A 25,108-nucleotide genomic window follows, 5' to 3' on the forward strand; every position below is an offset into this window, starting at 1 on the left:
GCCGGACCCAAGCGCCCCAATGTGGCCTTCGGTGCGTCACACGCACCGAAGGCCACATTGGGTGCGCAAGACGCACCGAAGGCCGCCTTGGGGCGCACTCGAAAGCGCCCGGCGGGCTGAACCCGTGCCGTGTGTGCCAGGTGGCGTTTCTCTTCCTGTCCGGTCTGCGTAGGGTGACCGGCTGTGAGCGGAACCCTCTCGCCCGCGACGGGACTCGACCGGGGACGGCGGCCTCGCCGGATCACCGTGCTGCTGCCGGTGCTCGGCCTGATCGTGGTCGCCCTCTGCGGCCTGTTCCTCTTCGGCCTGGCCACCGCGCGGGTCGGCCCGCTCGCCGTCACCATCGGCGTCCTCGCCGCGCTCGTGCCGGTCGCCGGGGTCGTCGCCGGGTTCCTCTGGGTCGACCGCTGGGAGCCCGAGCCCGCGAAGTTCCTGCTGCTCGCCTTCGCGTGGGGTGCCTGCATCGCGACCATCACCGCGCTGCTCATCAACACCACCGCCGAGGCCGTCGGGGACGAGCTGCTCGGCAAGGGCACCGGCAACACCATCGCCGCGCTCATCTCGGCGCCCGTCGTCGAGGAGGCCGCGAAAGCCCTCTTCGTCGTCCTCATCCTGTGGCGGCGGTCCAGCGAGTTCGACGGCGTCGTGGACGGCGTCGTCTACGCCGGGTTCAGCGCCGCCGGGTTCGCGTTCACCGAGAACATCTACTACTTCGGCCGCGCGTTCGCCGACTACGGCTTCGGCGACGGGCACAGCCAAGGCGTCATCACGGCGTTCTTCCTCCGCGGTGTCCTCGCGCCGTTCACGCACCCGCTGTTCGCCGTGCTCACCGGCATCGGGATCGGCATCGCCGCGCGCACGACCACGAAGGCGATGCGGGTCATCGCGCCGATCGCCGGCTACCTCGCCGCCGTCTGCCTGCACGCGCTGTGGAACAGCGCCGCGCTGCTGGGCGGGTCGAAGTTCCTCACCGTCTACTTCCTGATCATGCTGCCGCTGTTCCTCGGCGTGGTCTACCTGGTCGTCCTGCAACGACGGCGGGAGCAGCGCATCATCGCCGCCGCCCTGCCGCACATGGCCGCCGCGCGGTGGATCGCGCCGTCGGAGGTCGACCTGCTGGCCAGCCTGCCCGGGCGACGCGCGTGGCGGCGGCAGGCGAAACGCCAGTCCGGCAAACAAGCCGCGAAGGCCGTCGCGGTGTACCAGGCGAGCGTCACGGAGCTGGCGTTCCTGGACCGCCAGGAGCTCACGAGCGACGACGACCGGCAGCGCCAGCAGGAGCTGCTGCGCACGCTGAAGGCCGCCCGCGCGGAGGCGACGCGCCTCGCCGACGAGGCCGCCCGAGGGTGACCCGGTCCGGGTGAAGCTGGTCACCCGGGCTCAACGCTTCCCGCTCAATCGAGTTAGTCTCGCGCCGTCGTCCGGTACCCGGAAAGGGACTGGAACGAGAGCAGAGGGAGTCTGCCAACCATGAGCGTCCACAGGCGCACGCCATGATGAGGCCCGCTCGCCTGGCGGTCGGCGTCGTCTCCGCCGGCCGGGTGGGCAGTGTGCTCGGTGCCGCGCTGGGCCGGGCGGGGCACACCGTGGTCGCCGCGTCGGGGCTGTCCGCCGCGTCGCTGGCCCGTGCCGAACGCCTCCTCCCCGACGTGCCCCTGCTGCCGCCGGACGAAACCGTCCGCCAGGCGGACCTGGTGCTGCTCGCCCTCCCCGATGACGCGCTGGCCGGCATGGTCCGCGGGCTCGTCGCGACCGAGTCGCTGCGGCCCGGCCAGATCGTCGTGCACACCTCCGGCGCGCAGGGCATCGACGTGCTCGCCCCCGCGGCCGAGGCCGGCGCGCTGGCGCTCGCGCTGCACCCGGTGATGACGTTCACCGGCCGCGAAGAGGACCTCGAGCGGCTGGCGGCGTGCAGCATCGGCGTCACGGCGGCGGCCGACGACGAGGCGGCCTGGAACGTCGGCGAGGCGCTCGCGGTCGAGATGGGTGCCGAGCCGGTGCGCATCCCCGACTCCGCGCGAGCGCTCTACCACGCTGCGTTGACCCACGGCGCGAACCACCTGATGACGCTGGTCGCCGACTGCGCGGAAGTCTTGCGGGAAGCGGGAATCGGGCATTCCGAGCGCCTGGTGGCACCACTGCTTTCGGCGGCGTTGGATAATGTGCTGCGACACGGCGACCGCGCCCTCACCGGGCCGGTCGCGCGTGGCGATCTCGGCACCGTCCGCAAGCACCTCGCGGTGCTGGCGGACCGGGCGCCGGAGGTGGAGCCGGCCTATCGCGCGCTGGCCAGGCGCACGGTGGCGCGTTCCTCGGCTGCCGGGCTGCTGGACACCGCGGCCGCCAAAGACCTCACCGAACTCCTCGACGATCCCGCCGAAGGGCAGCAAGACCAGTGACCACACCGAAATTCAGCCGCGGCACGTTGAACACGTTCGCGTCGCCGGAGCAGATGAGCCAGGTCAGCAAGGCCCTGCACGGCGTCGGCCGCAAGCTGGCGCTCGTCCCGACCATGGGTGCGCTGCACGCCGGCCACCGCGAGCTGATCCGCCGCGCCAAGCGGCTGCCGAACAACGTCGTGGCCACCTCGATCTTCGTCAACCCGCTGCAGTTCGGCGCGGGCGAAGACTTCGAGGCCTACCCGCGGCCGCTGGAGGCCGACCTGGCCGTCCTGGGCGAGGACGGCGTCGAAATCGCGTTCACGCCGAGTGCCGACGCCCTCTACGGCGAGGGCGCGGTCGTGACCGTGCACCCGGGTCCGCTCGGCGACGAGCTGGAGGGCGCTGTCCGGCCCGGCCATTTCGCCGGCGTGCTGACGGTCGTCGCGAAGCTGTTCAACTTGCTTCGGCCCGACTACGCGCTGTTCGGGGAGAAGGACTACCAGCAGCTGGTCCTGATCAAGCGGATGGTGCGCGACCTGAACATCGACACGCACGTCATCGGCGTGCCGACCGTGCGGGAGCGCGACGGGCTGGCGCTGTCGTCGCGCAACGTCTACCTGACGCCCGAGCAGCGTGAAGACGCCGTCGTCCTGTCGGCCGCCCTCACCGCGGGCGCGTTCGTCGGGCGCGACGGTGCGGAGGCGGTCCTCGAGGCCGCGTGGAAGACCCTCGCCGCGCGGCCCGCGGTCGAGGTGGATTACCTGGAGTTGAGGGGAACCGACCTCGGGCCCGCGCCCGTCGATGGTGAAGCACGACTGTTGATCGCGGCCCGGGTGGGGAGTACCCGGCTGATCGACAACGTTCCGGTGTTGCTCGGCGCCGCCGTCGAGCACCCGGAGCGGCTGGACGCAGGGGAATAGGAGTCCACTATGTACCGCACCATGCTCAAGTCGAAGATCCACCGCGTCACCGTGACCCAGGCCGACCTGCACTACGTCGGCTCCGTGACGGTCGACGAGGACCTGATGGAGGCCGCGGACCTGCTGCCGGGCGAACAGGTGTCCATTGTGGACGTCACCAACGGCGCGCGGCTGGAGACCTACGTCATCAAGGGCGAACGCGGCAGCGGCGTGCTCGGCATCAACGGCGCCGCGGCGCACCTGGTGCACCCGGGCGACCTGGTCATCCTCATCTCCTACGGGCAGATGGACGACGCCGAAGCCGCGACGTACGAACCGCGCGTGGTGTTCGTCGACGCGGACAACCGGATCGTCCACCGGCACGCCGACCCGGGCTACGCGCCGGAGGGATCGGGGCTGCTGTCCGGCACGGTGACGCTGCCGCCGGAGGAGGAGACGGCGGTGTTCCCGGTCGCGGAGACGGCCGACGCCCGCCGCCTCGACGCGTTGCTGCACGCCGAGAGCTGACGCGCTTGCTGCTCACCGTCGACGTCGGCAACACGAACATCGTCCTGGGGCTCTGGTCCGGCCACGACCTGGTGGGCGACTGGCGCATGCGGACGGACGCGCGCATCACGGCCGACGAGCTGGCGTTGACGGTGCGCGGCCTGCTGGGCCCGCACGCGGATTCCGTGACGGGCATCAGCGCGTTGTCGACGGTGCCGGCGGTGCTGCGCGAACTGCGCGTGATGCTGACGCGGTACTACGCCGCCGTGCCGAAGATCGTGGTGGAGCCGGGCGTCCGCACGGGTGTGGCGCTGCTGGTGGACAACCCGAAGGAGGTGGGCGCGGACCGGCTGGCGAACACGCTGGCCGCGCACCACCTCCACAGTGGAACGGCGTGCGTGGTCGTCGACTTCGGCACGTCGACCAATGTGGACGCGATCTCGGCGCGCGGCGAGTTCCTCGGCGGCGCGTTCGCCCCAGGGATCGAGATTTCGGTGGACGCGCTGGCGTTGCGCGCGGCGGCGTTGCGGAAGGTCGAGCTGGTCCCGCCGCGGTCGGTGATCGGCAAGAACACGGTCGAGTGCCTGCAGTCGGGGATCCTCTACGGGTTCGCCGGGCAGGTGGACGGGCTGGTGCGGCGGATCGTCCGCGAGCTGTCGCCGAACGGGACGGAACCGGTCGCGGTCTTGGCGACCGGCGGGTTGGCGCCGTTGGTGATCAGCGAGTCGGAGACGATCACCGACCACGTCCCGGATCTGACGCTGCTGGGGCTGCGGCTGGTCTACGAGCGGAATATCCGCCCTTAGGTCTTGATCGCGGTGACGAGCGTGCGCACGAGTTCTTCGCCGTCCACGCCCCACTTCTCCTCGGCCAGGTGGCCGGTGAGTTCGAGCCCGGCGATGCCGTGCGCGCTCGACATGAGCAGGGCGCCGTAACGGCGGGCGTCGGCGTCCCCGACCAAGGCGGCGACGGCGTCGAGGTACTGGTTCTCGACGCGGCTCGCGGCCGCGGCGGCGTCCGGGGCGTCGGCCGGGGTGCTGAACATCAGCGCGTACAGGTGCGGTTGCTTCCGGCCGAGCCCGATGAGGGCCAGGAGCGCTCGTTCGAGCGTCTCGGCCGGAGTCGCGTCCGGCTCGGCGCGCAGCTGTTCGACGTCGTCGGCCAGGGAGTTCCAGGCGTCGACGGCGAGCTGGGTCAGCAGGTGCGCCTTGTCTTCGAAGTGCCCGTACGGCGCGCCGCGCGAGACGCCGGCCCGGGCACCCACCGCGCGGAGCGTCACGGCGTCGGGTCCGCCCTCGTCGAGCAGCTCCGCCGCGGCGCGCACGAGGGCGTTCCGGGTCGCGGCCGCGCTTTCCGCTCGGGTCGTCATGGTTGACATTGTCACATGAGTTCTGGACAGTGGTTCGTATGACAGCGTCACATGAACTCATGGTCGTCACCGGTGCCTCGACGGGGCTGGGTTTGGCGACTGCCCGCGCGCTCGCCGCTCGCGGCTACCACGTCTTGGCGGGCGTCCGCCGTGAAGCTGACGCTTCCGCCATCCGGGCCGAGGGCATTTCGCCGGTGATCCTGGACATCACGCGGCCGTCGGACGTTGCTTCTCTTGCTTCGCAGGTGGCTGCTTCGGAGTTTCCGCTGCGCGCTCTGATCAACAACGCGGGCATCTCGGTGAACGCGCCGGTCGAGACCTTGCCGCTCGACGAGTGGCGGCGGCTGTTCGACGTCAACTTGTTCGGGCAGGTCGCCGTGACGCAGGCGCTGCTGCCGTTCCTGCACGCCAGCAGCGGGCGGATCGTGAACATCAGCTCGGTGGGTGGGAAGGTCGCGATGGCGACTTACGGGCCGTACGCGGGGACGAAGTTCGCGCTCGAGGCGGTCAGTGACGCACTCCGCCGGGAACTCGCCCCGCACGGCGTGGACGTGGTCGTGGTCGAGCCGGGCGCGGTGCGGACTGAGATGGGCTCGCGAGGCGCGGCCACGGCGACCGGGCTCGCCGCGAAGATGAGCGCGGAGCATCAGCGGCGGTACGGCGGGCTCGTCGAGGCCGTGGTCGCTCATTCGTTGCGGTTCACGCGGGCGGGCATGCCGGCGGAGAAGGCGGGCGGGATCGTGGCCGACGCGGCCACGATCCGGCGCCCGCGGACGCGGTACACGATCGGCCGGGACGCGGGGTTTTTGACGCGATTGGTGCGGGTTTTGCCGGACCGGCTGCTGGATCGGGTCACCGCGGCGACTCTGCGGCCTTACTTTCCGCGGGCCAGCCTTCGGCGCTCGAGCACGTAGCCGAGTGCCGTCACCGCCAGGGCCGGGAAGGCCACTTTGGCCTGGGGGAACTTGTCTTCGCCCGGCGGGTCCACGGCTTTCGAGCCGGGGTAGGCCAGCGCGGAGATCTGCGTCAGCCAGTACAGCGAGGCCAACGCGGCCCCGGCGTCGAGACTGGCCCGGGTCGGTGCGCGCCACAGCTGCCACAGGCTGGTGACGCCGAGCGCGAGCCCGAGGCTCATGGTCTGCCCGTTGTGGAACTTCGCGTGCGGCGGCCAAGCGGGGTTGTGCACGTGGGTTTCGTTCCAGTCGGCCCGGTAGGGGCCGACCGCGGTCACGAGTGACGTCAGCGAGATCAGGGTGCGGCCCAACGATTTCCGGCTCATCCCCGCAGTATGGAACCTCCAGCTTGATCGAGGTCAATGCAAAATCTTCAACCCCACCACACCGGCGACGATCAACCCCAAGCACGTCAACCGAGCCGCGGTCACCGAGTCGCCCAGTGCGAGCATCCCGTACAGCGCCGTGCCGATCGTCCCGATGCCCACCCACACCGCGTACCCCGTCCCCAGCGGGATCTCCCGCAGCGCGTACGCCAGTCCGCTCATGCTGAGTACCAGTGCGACCGCGAACGTCGCCACCGAAGCCGGCTTGAAGAACCCCTTGAGCGCCGCCGCCCAGACCGTTTCCAGGATTCCGGACAGGATCAGGACCAACCAGGACATGAAAACCCTTTCGCAGTGCTTGTTCACACTGCGCCGTCTTGTCCTGACCGGGTACGACGCGCTCGTCCGGGACGTCGGGCGACGTCCCTTCCGAAGCTAGCATGACAAAAAATGTCTCACCGGCGCCGGGCGCGCAGGCCCCACGTAATCAACGGCAGGTCGAACTCGCCGCTCGCCGTGGCCGGATTCGACGCCAGGAACTCGCGCAGCGTCGCCAGCAGCGCCGTCGACTCCTCCGGTGCCGACACGATCACCATCGAATACGTCGCGATCGTTTCCAGCAGGCTCTCCGCCGTGCGCCGTTGCACATGGCGAAACCGGTCGCTTTCGAACGGCTCGAACTCGGGGTGCGCCACGTCGCGCAAATCCTCCGTGGACGCCGGGCGGCGGGCGCCCTCGCGGCCGAGTTCGGTGAACTTCGCCACCCACGGCACCGATTCGTCTTCGTAGTTCCACATCGGGACCAGTACGCCGCCCGGGCGCAGCACGCGCGCGATCTCCGTCATCGCCGCCGGGACGTCGAACCAATGGAACGCCTGGCCGACGAAAACCGCGTCGACGGCCGCGTCGGGCACCGGGATCCGTTCCGCGCGGCCCGCCAGCGACGTCGCCGACGGCACCACCCGGCCCAGTTCGGCGCGCATTTCCGGGTCGGGTTCGACCGCCGTGACGTCGAGCCCGAGTTCCGCCAGGCCGAGAGTGAGCTTGCCCGTTCCGGCACCCAGGTCGAGTACGCGCCGCGGTGCCTCGCGAGCGCCCGAAAGGCCCCATTCGATCGCTTCCCGCGGGTAGCCGGGCCGGTGCTCGGCGTACGCGGCGGCTCGGCTGCCGAACGAAGCCGCCCGGCGGGCGCGCGTGGGATCACTCACGGGGCCAGGTTACCGATCCGGCCGGAAGTAGGCCGTCCCTCGAGCGGCGAGCAACCGTCGCTGCGAAAGCCGTCGGCCGTGACTGTAGCCGGATCGGTAACGAACGACGCAGTATGGACGGAAAGGAAAGGTAATCCGGTTGGCGTAGCGCACAGCCGGGTTCGTACCCTATGGGCCATGACCGAAAACCCCGCTTCCACCAGCGTGCCCGCCGAAGACGAACTGCCCGAGCAGATGCGGGTGCGCCGGGAGAAGCGCGACCGGATCCTCGCGGAGGGTATCGATCCCTACCCGGTCGAGGTACCCCGGACGCACTCGCTCGCCGAGGTGCGGGCGGCGCACGAGGGGCTGCCCGTCGACACCGCCACCGGTGTGACCGTCGGCGTCACCGGCCGGGTGATGTTCCTGCGCAACACGGGCAAGCTGTGCTTCGCGAGCCTTCGCGAGGGTGACGGCACCGAGCTGCAGGCCATGATCAGCCTGGCGAAGGTCGGCGAGGACGCGCTGGCGGCGTGGAAGTCCGACGTCGACCTCGGCGACCACGTCTTCGTGCAGGGTGAGGTCATCACCTCCAAGCGCGGCGAGCTGTCCGTGATGGCCGACGCCTGGCGCATCACGTCGAAGGCGCTGCGCCCGCTGCCCAACGCCTTCAAGGACCTGGCCGAAGAGACCCGGATCCGCCAGCGCTACGTCGACCTCATCATGCGCCCGCGTGCGCGGGACGTCGTGCGCACGCGCGCCGGCGTGGTCCGGTCGCTGCGGGAGTCGTTCCACCGCCGCGGGTTCACCGAGGTCGAGACGCCGATGCTGCAGACGCTGCACGGCGGCGCCGCGGCCCGCCCGTTCGTCACGCACTCGAACGCGTTCGACATGGAGCTGTTCCTGCGGATCGCGCCGGAGCTCTACCTCAAGCGCTGCGTCGTCGGCGGCATCGAAAAGGTCTTCGAGATCAACCGCAACTTCCGGAACGAGGGCAGCGACTCCTCGCACTCGCCGGAGTTCGCCATGCTCGAGTACTACGAGGCGTACGCCACCTACGACACCAATGCGGTGATGACCCGCGAGCTGATCCAGGAGGCCGCGCAGGCGGTGCTGGACACCCAGGTCGTCACCCTGCCCGACGGTTCGGAGTACGACCTGTCCGGCGAATGGACCACACTCGGAATGTACGAGTCGTTGTCCGATTCCCTCGGCGAAGAGGTGACGCCGGAGACGCCCGCCGCCAAACTGCACGGATTCGCGCAGGCCAGGGGCCTGGAAGTGGATCCGAAGCTCGGGCACGGGAAGCTCGTCGAGGAACTGTGGGAACACCTCGTCGGAGATCACCTGCACGCCCCCACGTTTGTGCGTGATTTTCCGCTGGAGACGTCGCCATTGACCAGGCAGCACCGCTCACGGCCCGGCGTCGCCGAGAAGTGGGACCTCTACGTGCGCGGATTCGAACTCGCCACCGGATACTCCGAGCTGGTCGATCCGGTCGTCGAACGGGAACGGCTCACCGAACAGTCCCGGCTGGCCGCGCAGGGCGATAGCGAAGCCATGCGGCTCGACGAGGATTTCCTCCGTGCCCTGGAGTACGGAATGCCGCCCAGCGGCGGTGTCGGAATGGGGATCGACCGGCTCCTGATGGCGCTGACCGGTCTCGGTATCCGGGAGACGATCCTCTTCCCGCTCGTGCGACCTGAATAACCCGGCGGTGTCGTATACCGCAATGAGATTTGCGCTGTCCTCCAGAAGCGGGTACTAATGTTCTAGACAAAGTCTTCTGTCCGGGGCTCGCCCCGTAACCAGATCATTGCGCAAGTCCCCGCAGGAGGAATCGGATGGCACAGAAGGTGCTCGTCTCGCTGGTCGACGACCTGGACGGCAGCGAGGCGGAAGAGACCGTCGAGTTCGGTTTGGACGGCGTCAGCTACCAGATCGACCTCTCTTCGGAAAACGCCGAGGAGCTGCGGGACGCACTCGCCCAGTACGTCGAGCACGCGCGTCGCGCCGGTGGCCGCAAGCGCGCTTCGGTGCGTCCGGTCGCGGGCAAGGGCCCGTCCCGGCCGGCGGCCGTCGACCGCGAGCAGAACCAGGCCATTCGCGCGTGGGCGCGCAAGAACGGTTACGCGGTTTCGGACCGGGGCCGGATCCCGTCCGAGGTCGTCGACGCCTACCACAAGAAGAACTGAGGACGCTTCCGCCGGTCCGGGTGCACGCAGGTCACCGGGCCGGCCGGAAACTCCTCGAAGCGGGGTACAGCCGAGGCCGCCGGGCGAATTCGCCCGGCGGCTTTCTTCATGTCCGATCGTTGTCCGGTGTCCGTTCGCTGTCCGCCCGCGCCGTCCGGGCGTACTCCGCGGGCGGCTGACCCGTGACGGCGCGGAAATCGCGGATGAAGTGCGACTGGTCGCTATAGCCCAGCCGAACCGCCAGTCCGGCGTAATCCGCCTCACCTTCGGTGGTGATCCGCCGCGCGGCGTCGTTGAGCCGGTATATCCGGATCGCCCACTTGGGGGTGCAGCCGACGTGTTCGGCGAACAACCGCTGTACGGACCGGGTGGTTAGTCCAGTATCCGCGCACAGTTGCGCCACCCGGGTAATTCCCGGGTCGCGCGCGATTGATTCCACGGCCTCGGCGGCCCGTCGCGCGGCCGGCGAGAGCTCGACGGGATTTGCGATCAGCAAGTTGTCGATCGCGTGGACCATTTGCGCGTCGCCGGCCGCGTTCTGCACCGATTCCGCGGCGTCGATCGCCTTCCGTCCGAAAACGTCCGCGAGCGGGACAGCGCGGTCGGCGATGTCACTCACCGGGGCGCCGAGGAACGCGCGGAAGCACCCCGGGCGGAAACGCACACCCAAGCCCTGGACGCGGCCTTCGAGGCGGTGGGAAAAGACGTCGTGCGCCGGGCCGTGGACGCCGGACGCGCCGGGGAAGAACGTGACGTGCACCGCGAGGTTCGGCAGGACGCGCTGGTCGTGGGCCGGTTTGCCGCGCAGGTCCCAGTGCAGCACCCAGTGGTAGTCGACGAATTCCGCCAGCTCGGGCGCGGGCGCGTATCGGTTCAGCGTGAACATCGTGCGCGCGGTGGCCTCGGCCACGATGCCGCGCGGGATCCGGTGCTCGCCCACGTGGACCACGGTAGCTGTCGCGTTCCTTCAAGACGGCCCGGCGGCGCCCCCGATTGGATCGCGGGATGACCGCTTCGCACCTCCGGCCCGCCGCGGCCGAGTTCCTCCGGGTCGCCCACGCGGCGCACGACCTGTCCGCCCCGACGCCGTGCGCGGGCTACGACGTCCGCGGGCTGCTCAACCACCTCTTGTACTGGGGCCCGTGGCTCGTCGCCGCCGGGCGTCGGGAGGCCCCGCCGGAGCCGTCGGCCACCGAGGGCGCGGCGGGGCTGGTGACGGCGGACTGGCGCGCGGCGCTGGAGAAGCAGACGGAGACGCTGGTGGACGTTTTCGGCACGCCTTCGGCGTGGGAGGGGATGACGGCGCTCGGCGCCTCGCCCCTCCCGGCGGCGGTGGTCGGCGACATGGTGCTGGGCGAGTTCGTCCTGCACGGGTGGGACCTCGCCCGGGCGAGCGGGCAGGAGCTGCGGTGCGCCCCCGAGGCGGCAATGGCGGTGTACGAGTCCGCGGTGGCCATGGGCGAGCAGGCGCGGTCGATGGGCGTCTACGGGGAGGCGGTGGCGGTGCCGGAGGGCGCTTCGCCGCTGGAGCGGGCTCTCGGCGCTTCCGGGCGGGACCCGGCCTGGACCGCCTGACGGTTGTCCACAGAGGTGCTCGGATGTGGACAACTGCGGTGCTCGGGCGGTGATCGGCCGGTTTTGTCGGGGGCCGCCGATAGACTGGAACGGGGACGCCCCCCAGGGAAGGGCGGGGCTCCGGCAAAGTCGGGTGGGGCGATGCTCCGCCCGGCACGACCGCCCGCGAACGCCGGGCCGAAGAGGCGCTTCGGCGGCCCTCGGACCGGCCGCACCGATCCGACTATGCCGGGACCCTGACGGCGGACGCGACGAACGACTCGTTCATGCCATCCGCCAACCGCCACCTCCACGACTGACTACCCACCGCCTCGCCACGCCACAAAAGCCGACGCCAAAGGCGGGAGGCCCCCGAGAACAGACACCGACGAGAACCCAGACTCCCCCCGCACCCCGATCCGAAGCCAGAACACGGCCGGCAGCGCCGGGTCAAGGCATCTTTCCCGCCTTGACGCGGTGTTGCCGGCCGTAGTCACCATGACAGCTTCGGGGTGCCGGAAGGGCTTTGGCAGGACAGCTGTTCCCGCCCGGCACCACCGCCCGCGGAACGCTGGGCTTCGGTGGTCATCAACGAATCGTTCATCGCATCCGGCGAGGTAAACGACTCGGCCATGACGTCACCGGCCGCCGGACCGGCCGCACCGATCCGACTTTGCCGGAGCCCTGCCAGGGACGAGCGGGGGCCGTCTGAGGGGGCTGGGGCTACCGGGCGCAGGTGCGCGGGCAGCCGTCGCACTCGGACTCGGCCGGGAGCAGGTACGAGAAGCAGCAGCTCTCGCGCCGCCGGGTCCACTGCCGGTTCTCCAGGCGCAACGTCGAGGCGGACGTCAGCGGCGGGTACCGCGCGTCGAGCACCAGGGCCGCGTCCGCGACGGCGGCGCCTTCGGCCTCCGGGGTCCGGGCCGCGCCCCACAAGGCGCTCTCCAGGGCGTCCGTCGCCGCGGCCCAGAGCGTCCGGCGGCCGAAGGGGCTCTGGGTCCCGTACGCCTGGACGAACTCGGCCGCGTGTGCCGTGTAGCGGGCCCGGAGGACCGCCGCCAGGGCGCGCTCGTCGCGGACCACCGTCGCGCCCCGGGTGGCCGAGGCCGGGTCGGTCGGCAGGCAGCAGAACCCGTCGCCGAGCACCGTCAGCGCGTGCGGGTACGGCTGGTCGTCGCCGACGCGGAAGGCCAGGTCGGCGGGCCGGAGCGAGGGCACCCGCCGCTCGTGGTGCAGGAGCAGGGCGCCGACCCGGGCCGGGACGTGCAGGTACCACGCGACCAGGTACGCGTCGGCGGTCCGCGGCGGGGCCTCGCCGTACTCGCGCCGCAGCCAGGCGGTCAGGCGGGTGCGCCACTCGCCGAGGAAACCGGCCAAGGCGGCCGAACAGCGGATTCCGCCCTCCGGGACGTCCCGCCGCAGGTCGAGCCGCCGCAGGGACGGCACGAGACCGTCCGCCGTCTCGCGGGTGCTCGGCTGCGTCATGGCGTCCTCCTTAGGCGTGCCTAACCTAATGGATTGCGCCGATCGGGTGGCTGTCGCCCTGGTCACTCCCAGCTTGCGGAGTGTTCGCGGTGAGCGGACACCGCGCGAACGGCGGAATCCGGGTGGCTGTCCGCACGTTGGGGTTGACGTAAAGGTGCAGGGCAACCTGAAGATGGAAGCACCCGGCAGACCCCACGTCCGGGTGCGGAAAAGGCCACGAAGAGCCCCAGCGGTACGCCAGCGCGACGAGTTGGCTACTAGAGTGGTCTCACGGTGCTGAATCCATCGCGGTGAAAGCACGATGGAAACGGGCCGCCGGCGCAGCAGTCGAGGGAGTGCACATGTTTGAGAGGTTCACCGACCGCGCGAGGCGGGTGGTCGTCCTGGCTCAAGAAGAGGCCAGGATGCTCAACCACAACTACATCGGCACCGAGCACATCCTCCTGGGTCTGATCCACGAGGGTGAGGGTGTCGCCGCCAAGGCGCTGGAGTCGCTGGGTATCGCGCTGGAGGGCGTCCGCCAGCAGGTCGAGGAGATCATCGGCCAGGGCCAGCAGGCCCCGAGCGGGCACATCCCCTTCACGCCGCGGGCCAAGAAGGTGCTGGAGCTGTCGCTGCGCGAAGCGCTGCAGCTCGGCCACAACTACATCGGCACCGAGCACATCCTGCTCGGCCTGATCCGCGAGGGCGAGGGCGTCGCCGCGCAGGTCCTGGTCAAGCTGGGCGCGGACCTGAACCGGGTCCGCCAGCAGGTGCTGCAGCTGCTCTCGGGCTACCAGGGCAAGGAGTCCACCGAGACCGGTTCCGGCGGCCGCGGTGAGGGCACCCCGTCCTCGTCGCTGGTGCTGGACCAGTTCGGCCGCAACATGACCGTGCTGGCCCGCGAGGGCAAGCTCGACCCGGTCATCGGGCGCGGCAAGGAGATCGAGCGGGTCATGCAGGTGCTGTCCCGCCGGACCAAGAACAACCCGGTGCTCATCGGCGAGCCCGGCGTCGGCAAGACCGCCGTCGTCGAGGGCCTCGCGCAGAGCATCGTCAAGGGCGAGGTGCCCGAGACGCTCAAGGACAAGCAGCTCTACACGCTGGACCTGGGCTCCCTGGTCGCCGGCTCCCGCTACCGCGGTGACTTCGAAGAGCGCCTGAAGAAGGTGCTCAAGGAGATCAAGACCCGCGGCGACATCATCCTGTTCATCGACGAGCTGCACACGCTGGTCGGGGCGGGTGCCGCCGAGGGCGCGATCGACGCGGCTTCGATCCTGAAGCCGATGCTCGCCCGCGGTGAGCTGCAGACGATCGGCGCGACCACGCTCGAGGAGTACCGCAAGTACATCGAGAAGGACGCCGCCCTCGAGCGCCGGTTCCAGCCGATCCAGGTCGGCGAGCCGTCGCTGGAGCACACGATCGAGATCCTCAAGGGCCTGCGCGACCGGTACGAGGCGCACCACCGCGTCTCGATCACCGACTCGGCGCTGGTCGCCGCCGCGACCCTGGCGGACCGGTACATCAACGACCGGTTCCTCCCGGACAAGGCGATCGACCTGATCGACGAGGCCGGCGCCCGGATGCGCATCCGCCGCATGACCGCGCCGCCGGACCTGCGCGAGTTCGACGAGAAGATCGCGAACGTCCGCCGCGACAAGGAGTCCGCGATCGACGCGCAGGACTTCGAGCGGGCCGCCCGCCTGCGTGACGAGGAGAAGACCCTCCTCGGCCAGAAGGGCGAGCGGGAGAAGCAGTGGAAGGACGGCGACCTCGACGTCGTCGCCGAGGTCGACGACGAGCAGATCGCGGAGGTGCTGGCCAACTGGACCGGCATCCCGGTGTTCAAGCTGACCGAGGAGGAGACCACCCGGCTGCTGCGCATGGAGGAAGAGCTCCACAAGCGCATCATCGGCCAGGAGGACGCGGTCAAGGCCGTCTCGCAGGCGATCCGCCGTACGCGTGCCGGTCTGAAGGACCCGAAGCGCCCGTCGGGCTCGTTCATCTTCGCCGGCCCGTCGGGTGTCGGTAAGACCGAGCTGTCGAAGGCGCTGGCCTCGTTCCTGTTCGGCGAGGACGACGCGCTCATCCAGATCGACATGGGTGAGTTCCACGACCGCTACACCGCTTCGCGGCTCTTCGGTGCCCCTCCGGGCTACGTGGGCTACGAAGAGGGTGGCCAGCTGACGGAGAAGGTGCGTCGCAAGCCGTTCTCGGTGGTGCTGTTCGACGAGATCGAGAAGGCGCACCAGGAGATCTACAACACGCTCCTGCAGGTGCTGGAGGACGGCCGCCTGACCGACGGTCAGGGTCGCACGGTCGACTTCAAGAACACGGTCCTCATCTTCACGTCCAACCTGGGCACGTCGGACATCTCGAAGTCCGTCTCGCTCGGGTTCGCCGGGTCCAACGACACCGGCACCCGGTACGAGAAGATGAAGCAGAAGGTCAACGAGGAAATGAAGAAGCATTTCCGCCCGGAGTTCCTGAACCGGATCGATGACATCATCGTGTTCCACCAGCTGACGCAGGAACAGATCATCATGATGGTCGACCTGATGATCGGCCGCGTGGAGACGCAGCTGCGTGCGAAGGACATGGAGCTGGAGCTCACGGCGAAGGCGAAGTCGCTGCTGGCCAAGCGCGGGTTCGACCCGGTGCTGGGTGCGCGGCCGCTGCGCCGCACGATCCAGCGCGAGATCGAGGACCAGCTGTCGGAGAAGATCCTGTTCGGCGAGGTCGAGCCGGGTCAGATCATCCTGGTCGACGTCGAGGGCTGGAGCGGCAACCCCGAGGACAAGGACGACCAGGCCCGGTTCACCTTCCGCGGTGAGCGCAAGCCGTCGTCGGTCCCGGACGCCCCGCCGGTCAGCATCGGCGCGGGCCACGAGGAGCAGAGCGGCGAAGCCGAAAGCGAGTGATCGGCTGAGCGGCACGTAGGAAGGGCGGTTCCCCTGAGCGGGGAGCCGCCCTTCTTGCTGTCGGGGGCCGTGAGACGATGCCCGCGGGGCTTGGGAGGGAACCGCCGTGGACGTGCTGTCGATCGACTTCGGGACTTCCAGCACCGTCGGCGTCCTCTCCGCCTTCGGGCGCGGGCCGCGGGCCATCGAAGTCGACGGGTCCGTCACCATGTCCTCCGCCGTCTTCGTCAACGATGACGGCCTCCTCGTCGTCGGGCAGGATGCCGAACGGCGGGCGCGGCTCGATCCCAGCCGGTTCGAACCCAATCCCAAGCGGCGCATCGATGAAGGCACCCTCGACCTCGGTGGCACGAGGGTCGACGTCACCGATGCCTTCGCCGCCGTGCTGCGGCGGATCGGTGAGGAAGCCGAACGGCAGCTCGGCCGGCCGCCCGGGCAGACGCGGATTTCGCACCCCGCCGGCTGGGGCGCCACCCGGCAGGACGCCGTCCGGACCGCCGCCGCCAAGGCCGGGCTCGCCGACGTCCGGCTGGTCCCGGAACCCGTCGCCGCCGCCGCGCACTACGCCAGCATCGGGCACCGGCTCGCCGGGCCCATCGGCGTCTACGACCTCGGGGCCGGCACCTTCGACTGCGCCGTCGTCGGGGTGACGCGGCAAGGCTTCGTCGTGCTCGCCGAGGACGGCCTGTCCGATCTCGGCAGCCTCGACATCGACCAGGCGCTGCTCGTCCACATCGGACGGTCCGTCTCGCACGCCGATCCCGCGCAGTGGCAACGGCTTCTGCGCCCGCAGTCCACCGCGGACCGCCGCACCCGGCGCGCGCTGCTGCAGGACGTCCGCGACGCCAAGGAAAGCCTTTCCCGCCACACTCAGACCCACGTGCCGATGCCCGAGCCGTTCGGCGACGTCCTGGTCAGCCGCGACGAGCTCGAAGCCCTGGTGCGGCCCAGCCTGCTCCGCAGCGCCGAACTGCTCGGCGCGACGATCCGCCGGGCCGGGCTGAGCCCCGCGCAGCTCGCCGGCGTCTACCTCGTCGGCGGGCCGAGCCGGATGCCGTTGCTGGCCACGCTGCTCGCGCGCCAGCTCGGCGTCACGCCGACCACGCAGGACCAGCCCGAGACCGCCGTCGCCTTCGGGTTGCACCACGTCCCGCTGGGCAGCACCTCCGACCTCACCGTGCCCGCCTTCGCTCCGGTCCGCCCGCCCGCAGCGCCGCCGCGACCCCAGCCGTGGCAACAACCACCAGCCGCCCGGTACGCGCCGCCGCCCGCGCCGCCGAAGCGCCGGAACACCAAGCCGTGGCTCATCGCGCTCGCCGTGCTCGTCGTCGTCGCGATCGTGGTCACCGTCGCCGTGCTGGTCAGCCGGAGCGACGCGGCTCAGTCCACAATGGACTGCACGTCGACGGCCCAGCGCGACCAGACCGGTTTCACGCCCTGCCTGCGTTCGCTCGCCGGCACCGTCCCGGACCACGCGACCTGCGTGCGGGCCGACCAGGTGGCCGAGCTGGTGCACGCCCAGGCCGCGGTCAGCTGCGGGCTCGGCCGCGGCGACGTCGTCAGCTACTACCAGGGCGTGACCGTCGACGACGTCGAGGCGGGCGCGAAGCTGCAGATGGGCAGCGGCGGCGTCGAACGCGGCACGTGGGACGGCGGCGGGCTGCGCGGCCGGTACGTCGCCGGGGCCGGCAGCGTCACCGCCGTCGTGCTCTTCGGCGCGGAGGACCGCCGGGCAGCCGCGCTCTACGTTTCGCTCGACATCCGCGGCGGCCGCGTCGGCGAGCTCCTCGAGTTCTTCAAGAGCGACCTCAAGCCGTCCTGACTCACCAGGCCTTGCCGAGCCGCATGCCCTTGTCGTACCAGTCGTCGTCCGCGACCGGCCCGGCCGGCGGCGCCGCGGGCGGGGCGTCCGAAGACCGGTCCTTCAGCACAGCGTCGTCCTGCTCCGCCGGAGCAGAAGCAGCGGCGGGAGCGGAGTCCGGAGCCGGGACCGGCGGCGGCGTCGGCTCGAACTGCATCCGCCAGCGCAGCCGGTCCAGCACGTAGCCGCCGGCGCCGGCCTGCGCCAGCAGCTGCCCGGTCCGCTGCGCCGACTCCCGCTGCGCGTCGATGTACGTCCGTAGCACGGCGTCCGCGATCTCCGCCGGCGTCATCCCCGAGACGGCGTCGGTGAGCCGCAGCCGGGTCAGCACGCCGTCGGTGTTGACCGACAGCGAAACGGCGCCGTCGGCGGACGTCGCCGTCGCCGACAGCGCGGACAGCTCGGCCAGGAGGGCTTCGCGGTCAGCCATCCAGCCTCCCGGCGTGCGTCGCGCCGCTCGACACCTGCCCGTCCGGCGCGATGTCGACGTTCGCGTCCCGCACGTTCTTCTCGGTCCGGCGCGAAGTGTGGTCGGTTTCGAAGTTGTCCGGGTCGAAGCTCGAGCCCGGGCTGACGTCGGGCGCGTCGGGGATCGCCGGCAGGTCGACGGCTTCGTCGCCGATGCGGTTCGCCAGCGTGTGGGCCGCTTCGCCGGCGCCATCACGGATCTTGCCCGCGCTGTCCATGAAGCTGCTGTAGAGGTCCAAGGCGTTGTCGCCCTTGATCTCCGCCTGGTTGGCGACCACCGCGGTGATCGCGCCGCCCGCGGCGTTGCCGGCGACCAGCGCGCCGTTGGCGGCGGTGAAGATCGACGCGCCCGCCGCGGCGCCCGCTCCACCGGTGGCCACGGCGAGCAGGCCGGTGACCGCGCCGGCGAACGTCGCCGCGAGCACCTTCGACGCCGCCCCTTCGCGCTTGCGGTCCTGATCCTTCTTGTAGTCCTCCGCCGTCTGCTTGAACGTGGAGCCGAGGTTGTTCAGGTCCTGCCGGGCGGACGCGACGGCCTCGCGCGCCGCGACGAGATCGGCTTCCAGCACGGTGATCTTGGTTTCGACCTCGGTGAAGGTGTCGGCCAGATCGTTCAGGTAGGCCTTGACGGCGTTCGCCGCGGAGCCGCGCCACACGTCGAGGAACTGCCGGGCGTCGTCGAGCTTCGGCTTCGAGTCGCGCTGCAGCTGCTTCCAGACGGCGTCGTGGTTCATGATCAGGTGCTGCAGACCCGAAGCCGACTCGTGGTCGATGTCGGCGTCGGAGAACTCGCGGTAGACCCCGGCGATTTCGTCCTGCATCTTCCGGACGTTCTCGTTGGAGTCGTCGAAGCCGAACAGCAGGAAGTCGGTCGTCCGGAGGACGTCGAGGGCGTCCAGCGCGTCGTTCGCGCCCTCCTTCAGGTCCTCGGAGATCCCTTCGAGGAGCTCGGCGCGGCGGTCTTCGCCGCTGGACATCGGTTCGGCGTCGAGGCCGGTGTCGAAGTAGCCGTCCATCGTTCCCTCAGTTCGCTTCCAGGCCCGCGGCCGCGCGGTTGACGTGCTGCTTCGAGTCCTCGTCGGCCTTTTCGTACAGTTCCGCGACCCGCATCAGCGCGTGGCTGGTGTCCGCGGTGGTCTGGTGCAGCTGCGCGACGAGCTTCTGGATCTTCGCCAGGTGGTCGTTGTAGGCCTTGGCGACCTCCGGCATCCCCAGCGACCGGCCGAAGGCGTTCTGCACGGGCAGCATGCCGGTGATGCCGCCGAAGATCCCGCCACCGTCCGAGGAAACCGGCACATCGGTCCCGCGCAGGCCGCTGGACGCGGTTTCCGCGGCCTCGGCGGCGCCGGCCAGCGCGCGGGCGGAGTCGCGGAGATCCTGCAGGTCGGTCTCGAACCCGATCATCGTTCACCTCTTCTTCCGGGCAGGCGTCCCGACATGTAAACACCGTTCGGTCGCCCGACAGGGGGATTCGGAGGTGGTGTGCGTCAGATCACGGAGATGATCAATGCTCCGCGCCCGCGCTGACCGCGATGTCCTCCGCCGTCGCCAACGCCGTGTCCGCCAACGCTTCCAGCGCGGCCGCGATCCGGTCCACCCCCAGCGACGGCGCGGCCGTCCCCGACGCCGCGACCTGCTCCGGGCTGAACGGGACGTGCACGAACCCGCCGCGCACCCCGGGAAACTCCGTCAGCAGGTGCATCAACCCGTAGAACACCTGGTTGCACACGTACGTCCCCGCCGTGTGCGACACCGACGCCGGCACGCCCGCCGAGCGGATCGCCGCCACGCACGCCTTCACCGGCAACGTCGTGAAGTACGCCGCCGGGCCGTCCGGGACCACCGGGACGTCCACCGGCTGCTCGCCCGCGTTGTCCGGGATGCGCGCGTCGACCAGGTTGATCGCGACGCGCTCCGGGGTCACCTCCTGCCGGCCGCCCGCTTGGCCGACGCACACCACCAGCGACGGCCGGTGCTCGAGGAAAGCCGCGCGCAACGCCGGCAGCGACGCCGCGAACTCGCACGGCAGCTCGACCGCCGCGATGTCGTCGCGGCGGGCACCGAGCAGGGAAACCGCCTGCCAGGACGGGTTCACCGACTCGCCGCCGAACGGCGCGAACCCCGTCATCAGCACCCTGGCCATACCCACCTCCGAAACGCCGTGAAGGCCACCCTACGACCGCGGGGTGGCCTTCACGAACGATCGGATCAAGCGGCGGGCTTCAACCCACCGGGGAACAGGTACTGGTCGGCGGGCTTGCCGGCGCCGTACACCCACGCGTCGAAGAACCCCTGCAGGTTCTTGTGCGCGACGAGCTCGGTGTACCGCTGGAAGTCCTGCATGCTCGCGTTCCCGTCGCGGTGCAGCGCCGGCCACGTCTTGAGCACCCTGGAGAAGGCCTGCTCACCGACGTAGTTGCGCAGCGCGTGCAGCATCATCGGGCCCTTGGAGTACACGTACGTGAACTCCTGGCCGGCGCCCATGTCGTACAGCTTGCCGTTCCAGAACGTCGTCGACGCCTTCTTGACGTCGTCCGCGTACTGCTTGTTCAGGTCGACGCCTTCCTTGCCCTCGTCCCAGAGCCAAGTGGCGTAGGACGCGAAGCACTCGTTCAGGCAGACGTCCCGCCAGTGCGCCACGGCCACCGAGTCGCCGTACCACTGGTGGGCGTTCTCGTGGACGATCGTCGGGACCGTGCCGGCCCAGCCCGCCGAATAGATCGGCCGGCTCATCGTCTCCAGCGAGAAGCCGATCTGCTCGTTGAGGAAGATGCCGCCCGCCGCGTCGATCGGGTACTTGCCGAACTTCGACTCGAGGAAGTCGAGGATCTCCGGCAGCCGCGCTTCGGCCTGCTTCGTCGAGTCGGGGACGCCCGGGGCGAACGCGCTGACGATCGGCGTCCCGTCCTTGCGCTTCTGCCGGTCGAAGGTCCACTTGTCGATCGCGACCGTCGTCATGTACGGCACGATCGGCGTTTCCTCGGCCCAGACGTGCGTGGTGCCGCCCGGGGCCTTGATCGACGGCTTCTCACGGCCGTTGGCGATCACGCCCCACTCGTCGGGCACGGTGATCGCGAGGTGGAACGTGGCCTTGTCGAGCGGGGTGTCGTTGACCGGGTACCAGGTGGTCGCCGACTTCGGCTCGCCGGCGACGAACGCGCCGCCCGCCTGGGCGTACTGCCAGCCGTTGTTGCCGAGCGCCGGGTCGCTGATCGGCGCGGGGACACCGTGGTAGGCGATCTTGACCTGGAAGTTCTGGCCGCGCCGCAGGGCGCGCGCCGGCGTGATGACGAGCTCGTGGTCGCCGGTCCGGGCGAACGTCGCGCTCCGGCCGTCGATCTTCACCGAGTCGACGGTCAGGCCGTGCAGGTCCAGGTTGAACGAGCTGAGCGACTGGGTCGCCCGCGCGGCGATGTCCTCGTTCCCGGTCAGCTGGTGCGACGCAGGGTCGTAGGTGACCTTGAGGTTGTAGTCGGCGACGTCGTAGCCGCCGTTGCCGTCCTGCGGGTAGTAGCTGTCCCCGGCGCCGTCGCTGCCGGGCTTCGCCGGACCCCAGCCGTCGCCCGCCGCGGCGACGCCGGTGCCCAGGCAGAGGCTGGCGACCACGGCGGCCGCGACCACGGCCGGTTTCTTTCCCCTCATGAACGCTCCTGTCCGTATCGGATGGACCTCGTCCGCAACGTATCGCCACGAATGCATGGTTCGAAGAGGTGCGTCGCTTTTGTCCGGATAATCAGCACTTACGTCGGCCCGCCCCGCTGCCCGGGTGTCGTCTGGAAAGCTGGACGCATGCGCGTTGCGCTGCTGGGGCCGCTGCGAGCGGTGAACGACGACGGCACGCCGATCGACATCGGCGGCGCCCGCCTCCGCATGCTCCTGGCCCGGCTCGCGCTGGACGCCGGGCGCGCGGTCCCGGCCGACGCGCTCGTCGACGGTCTCTGGGGTGGCGAACCGCCCGCCGACGCCGCCAACGCCCTGCAGTCGCTGGTCTCGCGGCTGCGCAAAGCCCTGCCGGTGCCGGTCGAATCGGGCCCCGGCGGCTACCGGCTCGCCGTGGCCCGCGAAGACGTCGACGCCGAGCGCTTCGAACGGCTCGCCGCCGACGGCCGCCGTGAGCTGGCCGCGGGCCGGGACGCCCACGCGGCCGAGCTGCTCGCCGAAGCCCTCGCGTTGTGGCAGGGCGGCGCACTCGCCGATGTCCTCGACGCGCCGTTCGCGCCGGCCCCCGCCCGCCGGCTCACCGAGCTGCGGGCCGAGGCGGCCGAAGACCGCTTCGACGCCTTGATCCGGCTGGGCGAGCACGCTTCCGTGCTCGCCGACCTGGCCGCCGCGGCCGACGCCGACCCGCTGCGCGAGCGCCTGGCCGGGCTGCGGATCCGCGCGCTCTGCGCGGCCGGGCGGCAGTCGGAGGCGCTGGGCGTCTACTCCGGCATCCGCCGGACCCTGGCCGACCAGCTCGGCGTCGACCCGTCGGCCGAGCTGCAGGAGATCCACCTGGCGGCGCTGCGCGGCGAGTTCGCGCCGCCGTCGCCGGTGACCGACCGGCTGCCGACCCGGCTCACCACGTTCATCGGCCGCGACGACGAGCTCAAGCTGCTGGCCGAGCTGCTCGGCGGCGCCCGGCTGGTCACCTTGACCGGGCCTGGCGGTGCGGGAAAGACGCGGCTGGCCACCGAAGCGGCGTCGCGGCACCCGGCGCACCAGCAGGGCCGCGTCTGGTTCGCCGCGCTGGCCGGCGTCCGCGACCCCGACGACCTCGGCGGCGCGCTGCTGAGCGCGCTGGAGATCCGGGACATCCGCAGCACCGACACCGAGATCCGCCGGCCGCTGGACCCCGTCGAGCAGGCGCTCGAAGCGCTCGGCGGCGCGGAAGCGCTGCTGGTGCTGGACAACTGCGAGCACGTCGTCGACGCCGCCGCCCGGCTGGCCGACGAGCTGCTGCAGCGGGCGCCGCGGCTGCGGATCCTGGCCACCAGCCGCGAGCCCCTCGCGATCACCGGGGAGGCGCTCTGCCCGCTCGGTCCGCTGCCGGTACCCGCGGAGCGGGCCGCGCCCGCGGAGGCCGCCGAGCTCGACTCGACGCGGCTGTTCCTCGACCGCGCGGCCGCCGTGCGGCCCGACTTCGTGCTCGACGAGTCCACTGTGGACCAGGTCGGCGAGATCTGCCGCCGGCTCGACGGGATGCCGCTCGCGCTGGAGCTGGCCGCGGCGCGGCTGCGGTCGATGACGGTGGCCCAGATCGCCGGGCGCCTCGGCGACCGCTTCCGGCTGCTGACCTCGGGCAGCCGCACGGCGCTGCCGCGGCAGCGGACCCTGCGCGCGGTCGTCGAGTGGAGCTGGGACCTGCTGACCGAGGCCGAGCTGGTGCTGGCCCGGCGGCTCGCGGTGTTCGCCGGCGGCGCCGAGCTGGAGCCGATCGAGGCCGTCTGCGCGGACGAGCTGCTGCCCGCCGCGGACGTCCCGTACGTCCTCGGTAGCCTGGTCGAGAAGTCCATTGTGGACACCATCGACGGTGGTCGTGGCGAGCCGCGTTACCGGATGCTGGAGACGCTGCGCGCGTACGCCACCGAGCGGCTGGTCGAGTCGGGGGAGCACGACCGGACGCGCCGGGCCATGGCGGCGTACTACGCCGACCTCGCGCAGGGGCTGGAGCCGACGCTGCGCACCGCGGCGCAGCTGAAGGCGATCGACGCGTTCGAGGCCGAGAGCGACAACATGATCGCGGCCCTGCGCGGCTCGATCGAGATGTCCGATGTGGACAACGCGGTCGCGCTGCTGGACGGGATGTTCTGGTACCTCACCATCCTCGGCCAGGGTGGCCGGGTCGGCGGGCTGCTGCGCGAGACCCTCGAATTCGGCGACCGGCTGCCGCCGCCGGTGTCGGCCGCCTACCACGCGCTGATCTACCTCATGGACGCCGTCCCGGTGCGCTCGGACCAGGCCGAGATCCTGCGGCTGGTCGACGAGTGCGTGCGCACGGACGCCGTGGACCGCTATCCCGGGCTCGCGGTGGCCCTGCCGATGCTGGCCTTCCTCGGCGGCGACCGCGAGATCGCCGTGCGCGAGGTGCACCGGGCCGCGCAGCACCCCGATCCGTGGACCCGGGCCGGTGGCCACTGGGTGGAGAGCTTCCTGCTCGACGACGCGGGTGACGTCGAGGGCGCGGACCGGGCGCGCGACCTGGCCCACGCCGGGTTCGCGGAGGTCGGCGACCGCTGGGGCATCGCGATGACGTTGAGCTTCAAGGGGTACGCGCTGTCCCAGGACGGCGAAAGCGCGAAGGCCATCGAGATCTACCAACAGGGTTTGGCGCTCTCGATGGAGCTGCGCTCGCACGAGGACGCGGTGCAGCACTGGTGGCGGCTTGCCGTCGAGCGGGCGCGGACCGGGGACTTCGAGGGTGCGTGGCGCGACCAGGAGGCGGCGGAGCGCTACGGCGAAGGCATCACGAACCCGCAGCAGCGGGCCATCCTGATGTTCGGGCGGCTGGAGCTGTTGCTGCGCACCGAGAAGCTGGCGGAGGCGCGGGTGCTGCTCGACCGCGTCGCCGCGTTCGGAGGCGACGACTGGTTCCCCGGCGGCATCGGCGACGAGTTCATCCACGCGTTCGAAGCCCGGATCCTGCTGGCCGAGGGCCGCCCGGACGAGGCCGAGTCCCACGTGGCCATCGCGATCCGGGCGACGAACCGCCGCGGCGACATGCCGGACCTGGCCGGGTCGGTGGAGCTGCTGGCGATGGTACGCGCGGCGCAGGGACGTCCCGAGCAGGCGGCGCGGGTGCTCGCCGCCTCCGCCGTCGTCCGCGGGCGGCTCGACCTCGGCAGCCCGGAGGTGCGGGCGCTGATCGAGGACCTGCGCGCGGCCCTGCCGGACTACGACACGCGGTACGAAGAGTTCCGCAGTATGTCCAAAAAGGACACCATCACCTGGCTCCTCGACGAAATCGGTCGTGAGTGAGAAACAGTGCTAGAACACTGTTTCTCACTCACGACCTCCCCTGGCGCGGGTCACCCCCGTGTCGCG

General features: G+C 70.8%; 23 protein-coding genes and 1 riboswitch. Of the genes, 12 read left to right on the forward strand and 11 right to left on the reverse strand.

The genetic code is table 11. The features are described from left to right. The first annotated feature begins 246 nt into the window (after nucleotides 1–246). From ACERZO_RS34365 to ACERZO_RS34385, 5 genes are all read left to right on the forward strand, one after another. On the forward strand, nucleotides 247–1,350 hold the full coding sequence (locus tag ACERZO_RS34365; protein WP_372670402.1) for a PrsW family intramembrane metalloprotease: 1,104 nt from the start codon (nucleotides 247–249) through the stop codon (nucleotides 1,348–1,350). An 89-nt stretch (nucleotides 1,351–1,439) separates the two neighbouring features. Beyond that, nucleotides 1,440–2,399, forward strand: a complete 960-nt coding sequence (locus ACERZO_RS34370) for a Rossmann-like and DUF2520 domain-containing protein (protein ID WP_372670403.1) — start codon at nucleotides 1,440–1,442, stop codon at nucleotides 2,397–2,399. After that, nucleotides 2,396–3,301, forward strand: a complete 906-nt coding sequence (panC, locus tag ACERZO_RS34375) for a pantoate--beta-alanine ligase (RefSeq protein ID WP_372669841.1) — start codon at nucleotides 2,396–2,398, stop codon at nucleotides 3,299–3,301. Before ACERZO_RS34370 ends, panC begins: the two co-directional genes overlap by 4 nt. A gap of 9 nt (nucleotides 3,302–3,310) precedes the next feature. Continuing rightward, nucleotides 3,311–3,808 (forward strand): aspartate 1-decarboxylase, encoded by a 498-nt coding sequence (panD, locus tag ACERZO_RS34380; RefSeq protein WP_086674446.1) that lies wholly within the window; start codon nucleotides 3,311–3,313, stop codon nucleotides 3,806–3,808. Nucleotides 3,809–3,813: 5 nt separating this feature from the next. Beyond that, on the forward strand, nucleotides 3,814–4,593 hold the full coding sequence (locus tag ACERZO_RS34385) for a type III pantothenate kinase (protein WP_372669843.1): 780 nt from the start codon (nucleotides 3,814–3,816) through the stop codon (nucleotides 4,591–4,593). On the opposite strand, the gene ACERZO_RS34390 is transcribed toward ACERZO_RS34385, so the two are convergent. Continuing rightward, on the reverse strand, nucleotides 4,590–5,156 hold the full coding sequence (locus ACERZO_RS34390; protein WP_372669845.1) for a TetR/AcrR family transcriptional regulator: 567 nt from the start codon (nucleotides 5,154–5,156) through the stop codon (nucleotides 4,590–4,592). The genes ACERZO_RS34385 and ACERZO_RS34390 overlap by 4 nt on opposite strands. A gap of 38 nt (nucleotides 5,157–5,194) precedes the next feature. Here ACERZO_RS34390 and ACERZO_RS34395 point away from each other — a divergent pair, with 38 nt between their 5' ends. Beyond that, nucleotides 5,195–6,070, forward strand: a complete 876-nt coding sequence (locus ACERZO_RS34395; RefSeq protein ID WP_372669847.1) for an SDR family NAD(P)-dependent oxidoreductase — start codon at nucleotides 5,195–5,197, stop codon at nucleotides 6,068–6,070. Here the strand turns inward: ACERZO_RS34395 and ACERZO_RS34400 are convergent. The 3 genes from ACERZO_RS34400 to ACERZO_RS34410 form a co-directional block, all read right to left on the reverse strand. After that, nucleotides 6,031–6,435: a DUF6640 family protein gene (locus tag ACERZO_RS34400; RefSeq protein ID WP_372669849.1), complete on the reverse strand. Its 405-nt coding sequence runs from the start codon at nucleotides 6,433–6,435 to the stop codon at nucleotides 6,031–6,033. The genes ACERZO_RS34395 and ACERZO_RS34400 overlap by 40 nt on opposite strands. A gap of 33 nt (nucleotides 6,436–6,468) precedes the next feature. Then, nucleotides 6,469–6,774 carry a DMT family transporter gene (locus ACERZO_RS34405; RefSeq protein WP_372669851.1) on the reverse strand — a complete coding sequence of 102 codons (306 nt, stop codon included), beginning with the start codon at nucleotides 6,772–6,774 and terminating at the stop codon, nucleotides 6,469–6,471. Nucleotides 6,775–6,801: 27 nt separating this feature from the next. Continuing rightward, a riboswitch (guanidine-III (ykkC-III) riboswitch) is annotated at nucleotides 6,802–6,863 on the reverse strand. Between the two features lie 27 nt (nucleotides 6,864–6,890). After that, nucleotides 6,891–7,643, reverse strand: a complete 753-nt coding sequence (locus ACERZO_RS34410) for a class I SAM-dependent methyltransferase (protein ID WP_372669853.1) — start codon at nucleotides 7,641–7,643, stop codon at nucleotides 6,891–6,893. Between the two features lie 177 nt (nucleotides 7,644–7,820). Between ACERZO_RS34410 and lysS the strand changes: the two genes are divergently transcribed. Beyond that, the gene (gene lysS, locus ACERZO_RS34415; protein ID WP_372669855.1) at nucleotides 7,821–9,332 is read left to right on the forward strand and encodes a lysine--tRNA ligase; all 1,512 of its coding nucleotides are present in this window, start codon (nucleotides 7,821–7,823) and stop codon (nucleotides 9,330–9,332) included. Nucleotides 9,333–9,466: 134 nt separating this feature from the next. Next, on the forward strand, nucleotides 9,467–9,817 hold the full coding sequence (locus ACERZO_RS34420) for a histone-like nucleoid-structuring protein Lsr2 (protein ID WP_086674451.1): 351 nt from the start codon (nucleotides 9,467–9,469) through the stop codon (nucleotides 9,815–9,817). A gap of 106 nt (nucleotides 9,818–9,923) precedes the next feature. Here ACERZO_RS34420 and ACERZO_RS34425 read toward each other — a convergent pair whose 3' ends face one another. Then, the gene (locus ACERZO_RS34425; RefSeq protein ID WP_372669857.1) at nucleotides 9,924–10,757 is read right to left on the reverse strand and encodes a DUF6597 domain-containing transcriptional factor; all 834 of its coding nucleotides are present in this window, start codon (nucleotides 10,755–10,757) and stop codon (nucleotides 9,924–9,926) included. A gap of 65 nt (nucleotides 10,758–10,822) precedes the next feature. On the opposite strand from ACERZO_RS34425, the gene ACERZO_RS34430 reads away from it, so the two are divergent. After that, nucleotides 10,823–11,392 carry a TIGR03086 family metal-binding protein gene (locus ACERZO_RS34430; protein ID WP_372669859.1) on the forward strand — a complete coding sequence of 190 codons (570 nt, stop codon included), beginning with the start codon at nucleotides 10,823–10,825 and terminating at the stop codon, nucleotides 11,390–11,392. A 702-nt stretch (nucleotides 11,393–12,094) separates the two neighbouring features. On the opposite strand, the gene ACERZO_RS34435 is transcribed toward ACERZO_RS34430, so the two are convergent. Continuing rightward, the gene (locus ACERZO_RS34435) at nucleotides 12,095–12,856 is read right to left on the reverse strand and encodes a (2Fe-2S)-binding protein (protein WP_372669861.1); all 762 of its coding nucleotides are present in this window, start codon (nucleotides 12,854–12,856) and stop codon (nucleotides 12,095–12,097) included. Nucleotides 12,857–13,197: 341 nt separating this feature from the next. Between ACERZO_RS34435 and ACERZO_RS34440 the strand changes: the two genes are divergently transcribed. Continuing rightward, nucleotides 13,198–15,756: an ATP-dependent Clp protease ATP-binding subunit gene (locus tag ACERZO_RS34440; protein ID WP_372669863.1), complete on the forward strand. Its 2,559-nt coding sequence runs from the start codon at nucleotides 13,198–13,200 to the stop codon at nucleotides 15,754–15,756. A gap of 106 nt (nucleotides 15,757–15,862) precedes the next feature. Continuing rightward, on the forward strand, nucleotides 15,863–17,578 hold the full coding sequence (locus ACERZO_RS34445; protein ID WP_372669865.1) for an Hsp70 family protein: 1,716 nt from the start codon (nucleotides 15,863–15,865) through the stop codon (nucleotides 17,576–17,578). Nucleotide 17,579: 1 nt separating this feature from the next. Here ACERZO_RS34445 and ACERZO_RS34450 read toward each other — a convergent pair whose 3' ends face one another. From ACERZO_RS34450 to ACERZO_RS34470, 5 genes are all read right to left on the reverse strand, one after another. Next, nucleotides 17,580–18,047 (reverse strand): YbaB/EbfC family nucleoid-associated protein, encoded by a 468-nt coding sequence (locus ACERZO_RS34450; protein WP_372669867.1) that lies wholly within the window; start codon nucleotides 18,045–18,047, stop codon nucleotides 17,580–17,582. Then, the gene (locus ACERZO_RS34455) at nucleotides 18,040–19,101 is read right to left on the reverse strand and encodes a hypothetical protein (RefSeq protein ID WP_372669869.1); all 1,062 of its coding nucleotides are present in this window, start codon (nucleotides 19,099–19,101) and stop codon (nucleotides 18,040–18,042) included. The genes ACERZO_RS34450 and ACERZO_RS34455 overlap by 8 nt, the downstream gene beginning before the upstream one ends. Before the next feature lie 7 nt (nucleotides 19,102–19,108). Further along, complete coding sequence (locus ACERZO_RS34460) at nucleotides 19,109–19,489, reverse strand: hypothetical protein (protein WP_372669871.1); 381 nt, start codon at nucleotides 19,487–19,489, stop codon at nucleotides 19,109–19,111. A 100-nt stretch (nucleotides 19,490–19,589) separates the two neighbouring features. After that, nucleotides 19,590–20,228 (reverse strand): pyroglutamyl-peptidase I, encoded by a 639-nt coding sequence (gene pcp / locus ACERZO_RS34465; RefSeq protein WP_372669873.1) that lies wholly within the window; start codon nucleotides 20,226–20,228, stop codon nucleotides 19,590–19,592. A gap of 65 nt (nucleotides 20,229–20,293) precedes the next feature. Continuing rightward, entirely contained in the window at nucleotides 20,294–21,727 is a 1,434-nt protein-coding gene (locus ACERZO_RS34470; protein ID WP_372669875.1) for a M1 family metallopeptidase, read from the reverse strand. Between the two features lie 147 nt (nucleotides 21,728–21,874). Here ACERZO_RS34470 and ACERZO_RS34475 point away from each other — a divergent pair, with 147 nt between their 5' ends. Further along, nucleotides 21,875–25,042 carry a BTAD domain-containing putative transcriptional regulator gene (locus ACERZO_RS34475; RefSeq protein WP_372669876.1) on the forward strand — a complete coding sequence of 1,056 codons (3,168 nt, stop codon included), beginning with the start codon at nucleotides 21,875–21,877 and terminating at the stop codon, nucleotides 25,040–25,042. Nucleotides 25,043–25,108: the final 66 nt, after the last annotated feature.

The organism is Amycolatopsis kentuckyensis (genome assembly GCF_041679295.1).
Lineage (GTDB): Bacteria > Actinomycetota > Actinomycetes > Mycobacteriales > Pseudonocardiaceae > Amycolatopsis > Amycolatopsis kentuckyensis_A.

Bases quoted from the DNA above. Each gene is read 5' to 3' on its own strand.
- panD (WP_086674446.1), top strand. From the start codon at position 3,311: ATGTACCGCACCATGCTCAAGTCGAAGATCCACCGCGTCACCGTGACC.
- ACERZO_RS34390 (WP_372669845.1), bottom strand. From the start codon at position 5,156: ATGACGACCCGAGCGGAAAGCGCGGCCGCGACCCGGAACGCCCTCGTG.
- ACERZO_RS34395 (WP_372669847.1), top strand. From the start codon at position 5,195: ATGACAGCGTCACATGAACTCATGGTCGTCACCGGTGCCTCGACGGGG.
- ACERZO_RS34400 (WP_372669849.1), bottom strand. From the start codon at position 6,435: ATGAGCCGGAAATCGTTGGGCCGCACCCTGATCTCGCTGACGTCACTC.
- ACERZO_RS34405 (WP_372669851.1), bottom strand. From the start codon at position 6,774: ATGTCCTGGTTGGTCCTGATCCTGTCCGGAATCCTGGAAACGGTCTGG.
- lysS (WP_372669855.1), top strand. From the start codon at position 7,821: ATGACCGAAAACCCCGCTTCCACCAGCGTGCCCGCCGAAGACGAACTG.
- ACERZO_RS34420 (WP_086674451.1), top strand. From the start codon at position 9,467: ATGGCACAGAAGGTGCTCGTCTCGCTGGTCGACGACCTGGACGGCAGC.
- ACERZO_RS34430 (WP_372669859.1), top strand. From the start codon at position 10,823: ATGACCGCTTCGCACCTCCGGCCCGCCGCGGCCGAGTTCCTCCGGGTC.
- ACERZO_RS34435 (WP_372669861.1), bottom strand. From the start codon at position 12,856: ATGACGCAGCCGAGCACCCGCGAGACGGCGGACGGTCTCGTGCCGTCC.
- ACERZO_RS34440 (WP_372669863.1), top strand. From the start codon at position 13,198: ATGTTTGAGAGGTTCACCGACCGCGCGAGGCGGGTGGTCGTCCTGGCT.
- ACERZO_RS34450 (WP_372669867.1), bottom strand. From the start codon at position 18,047: ATGGCTGACCGCGAAGCCCTCCTGGCCGAGCTGTCCGCGCTGTCGGCG.
- ACERZO_RS34455 (WP_372669869.1), bottom strand. From the start codon at position 19,101: ATGGACGGCTACTTCGACACCGGCCTCGACGCCGAACCGATGTCCAGC.
- ACERZO_RS34460 (WP_372669871.1), bottom strand. From the start codon at position 19,489: ATGATCGGGTTCGAGACCGACCTGCAGGATCTCCGCGACTCCGCCCGC.
- pcp (WP_372669873.1), bottom strand. From the start codon at position 20,228: ATGGCCAGGGTGCTGATGACGGGGTTCGCGCCGTTCGGCGGCGAGTCG.
- ACERZO_RS34470 (WP_372669875.1), bottom strand. From the start codon at position 21,727: ATGAGGGGAAAGAAACCGGCCGTGGTCGCGGCCGCCGTGGTCGCCAGC.
- ACERZO_RS34475 (WP_372669876.1), top strand. From the start codon at position 21,875: ATGCGCGTTGCGCTGCTGGGGCCGCTGCGAGCGGTGAACGACGACGGC.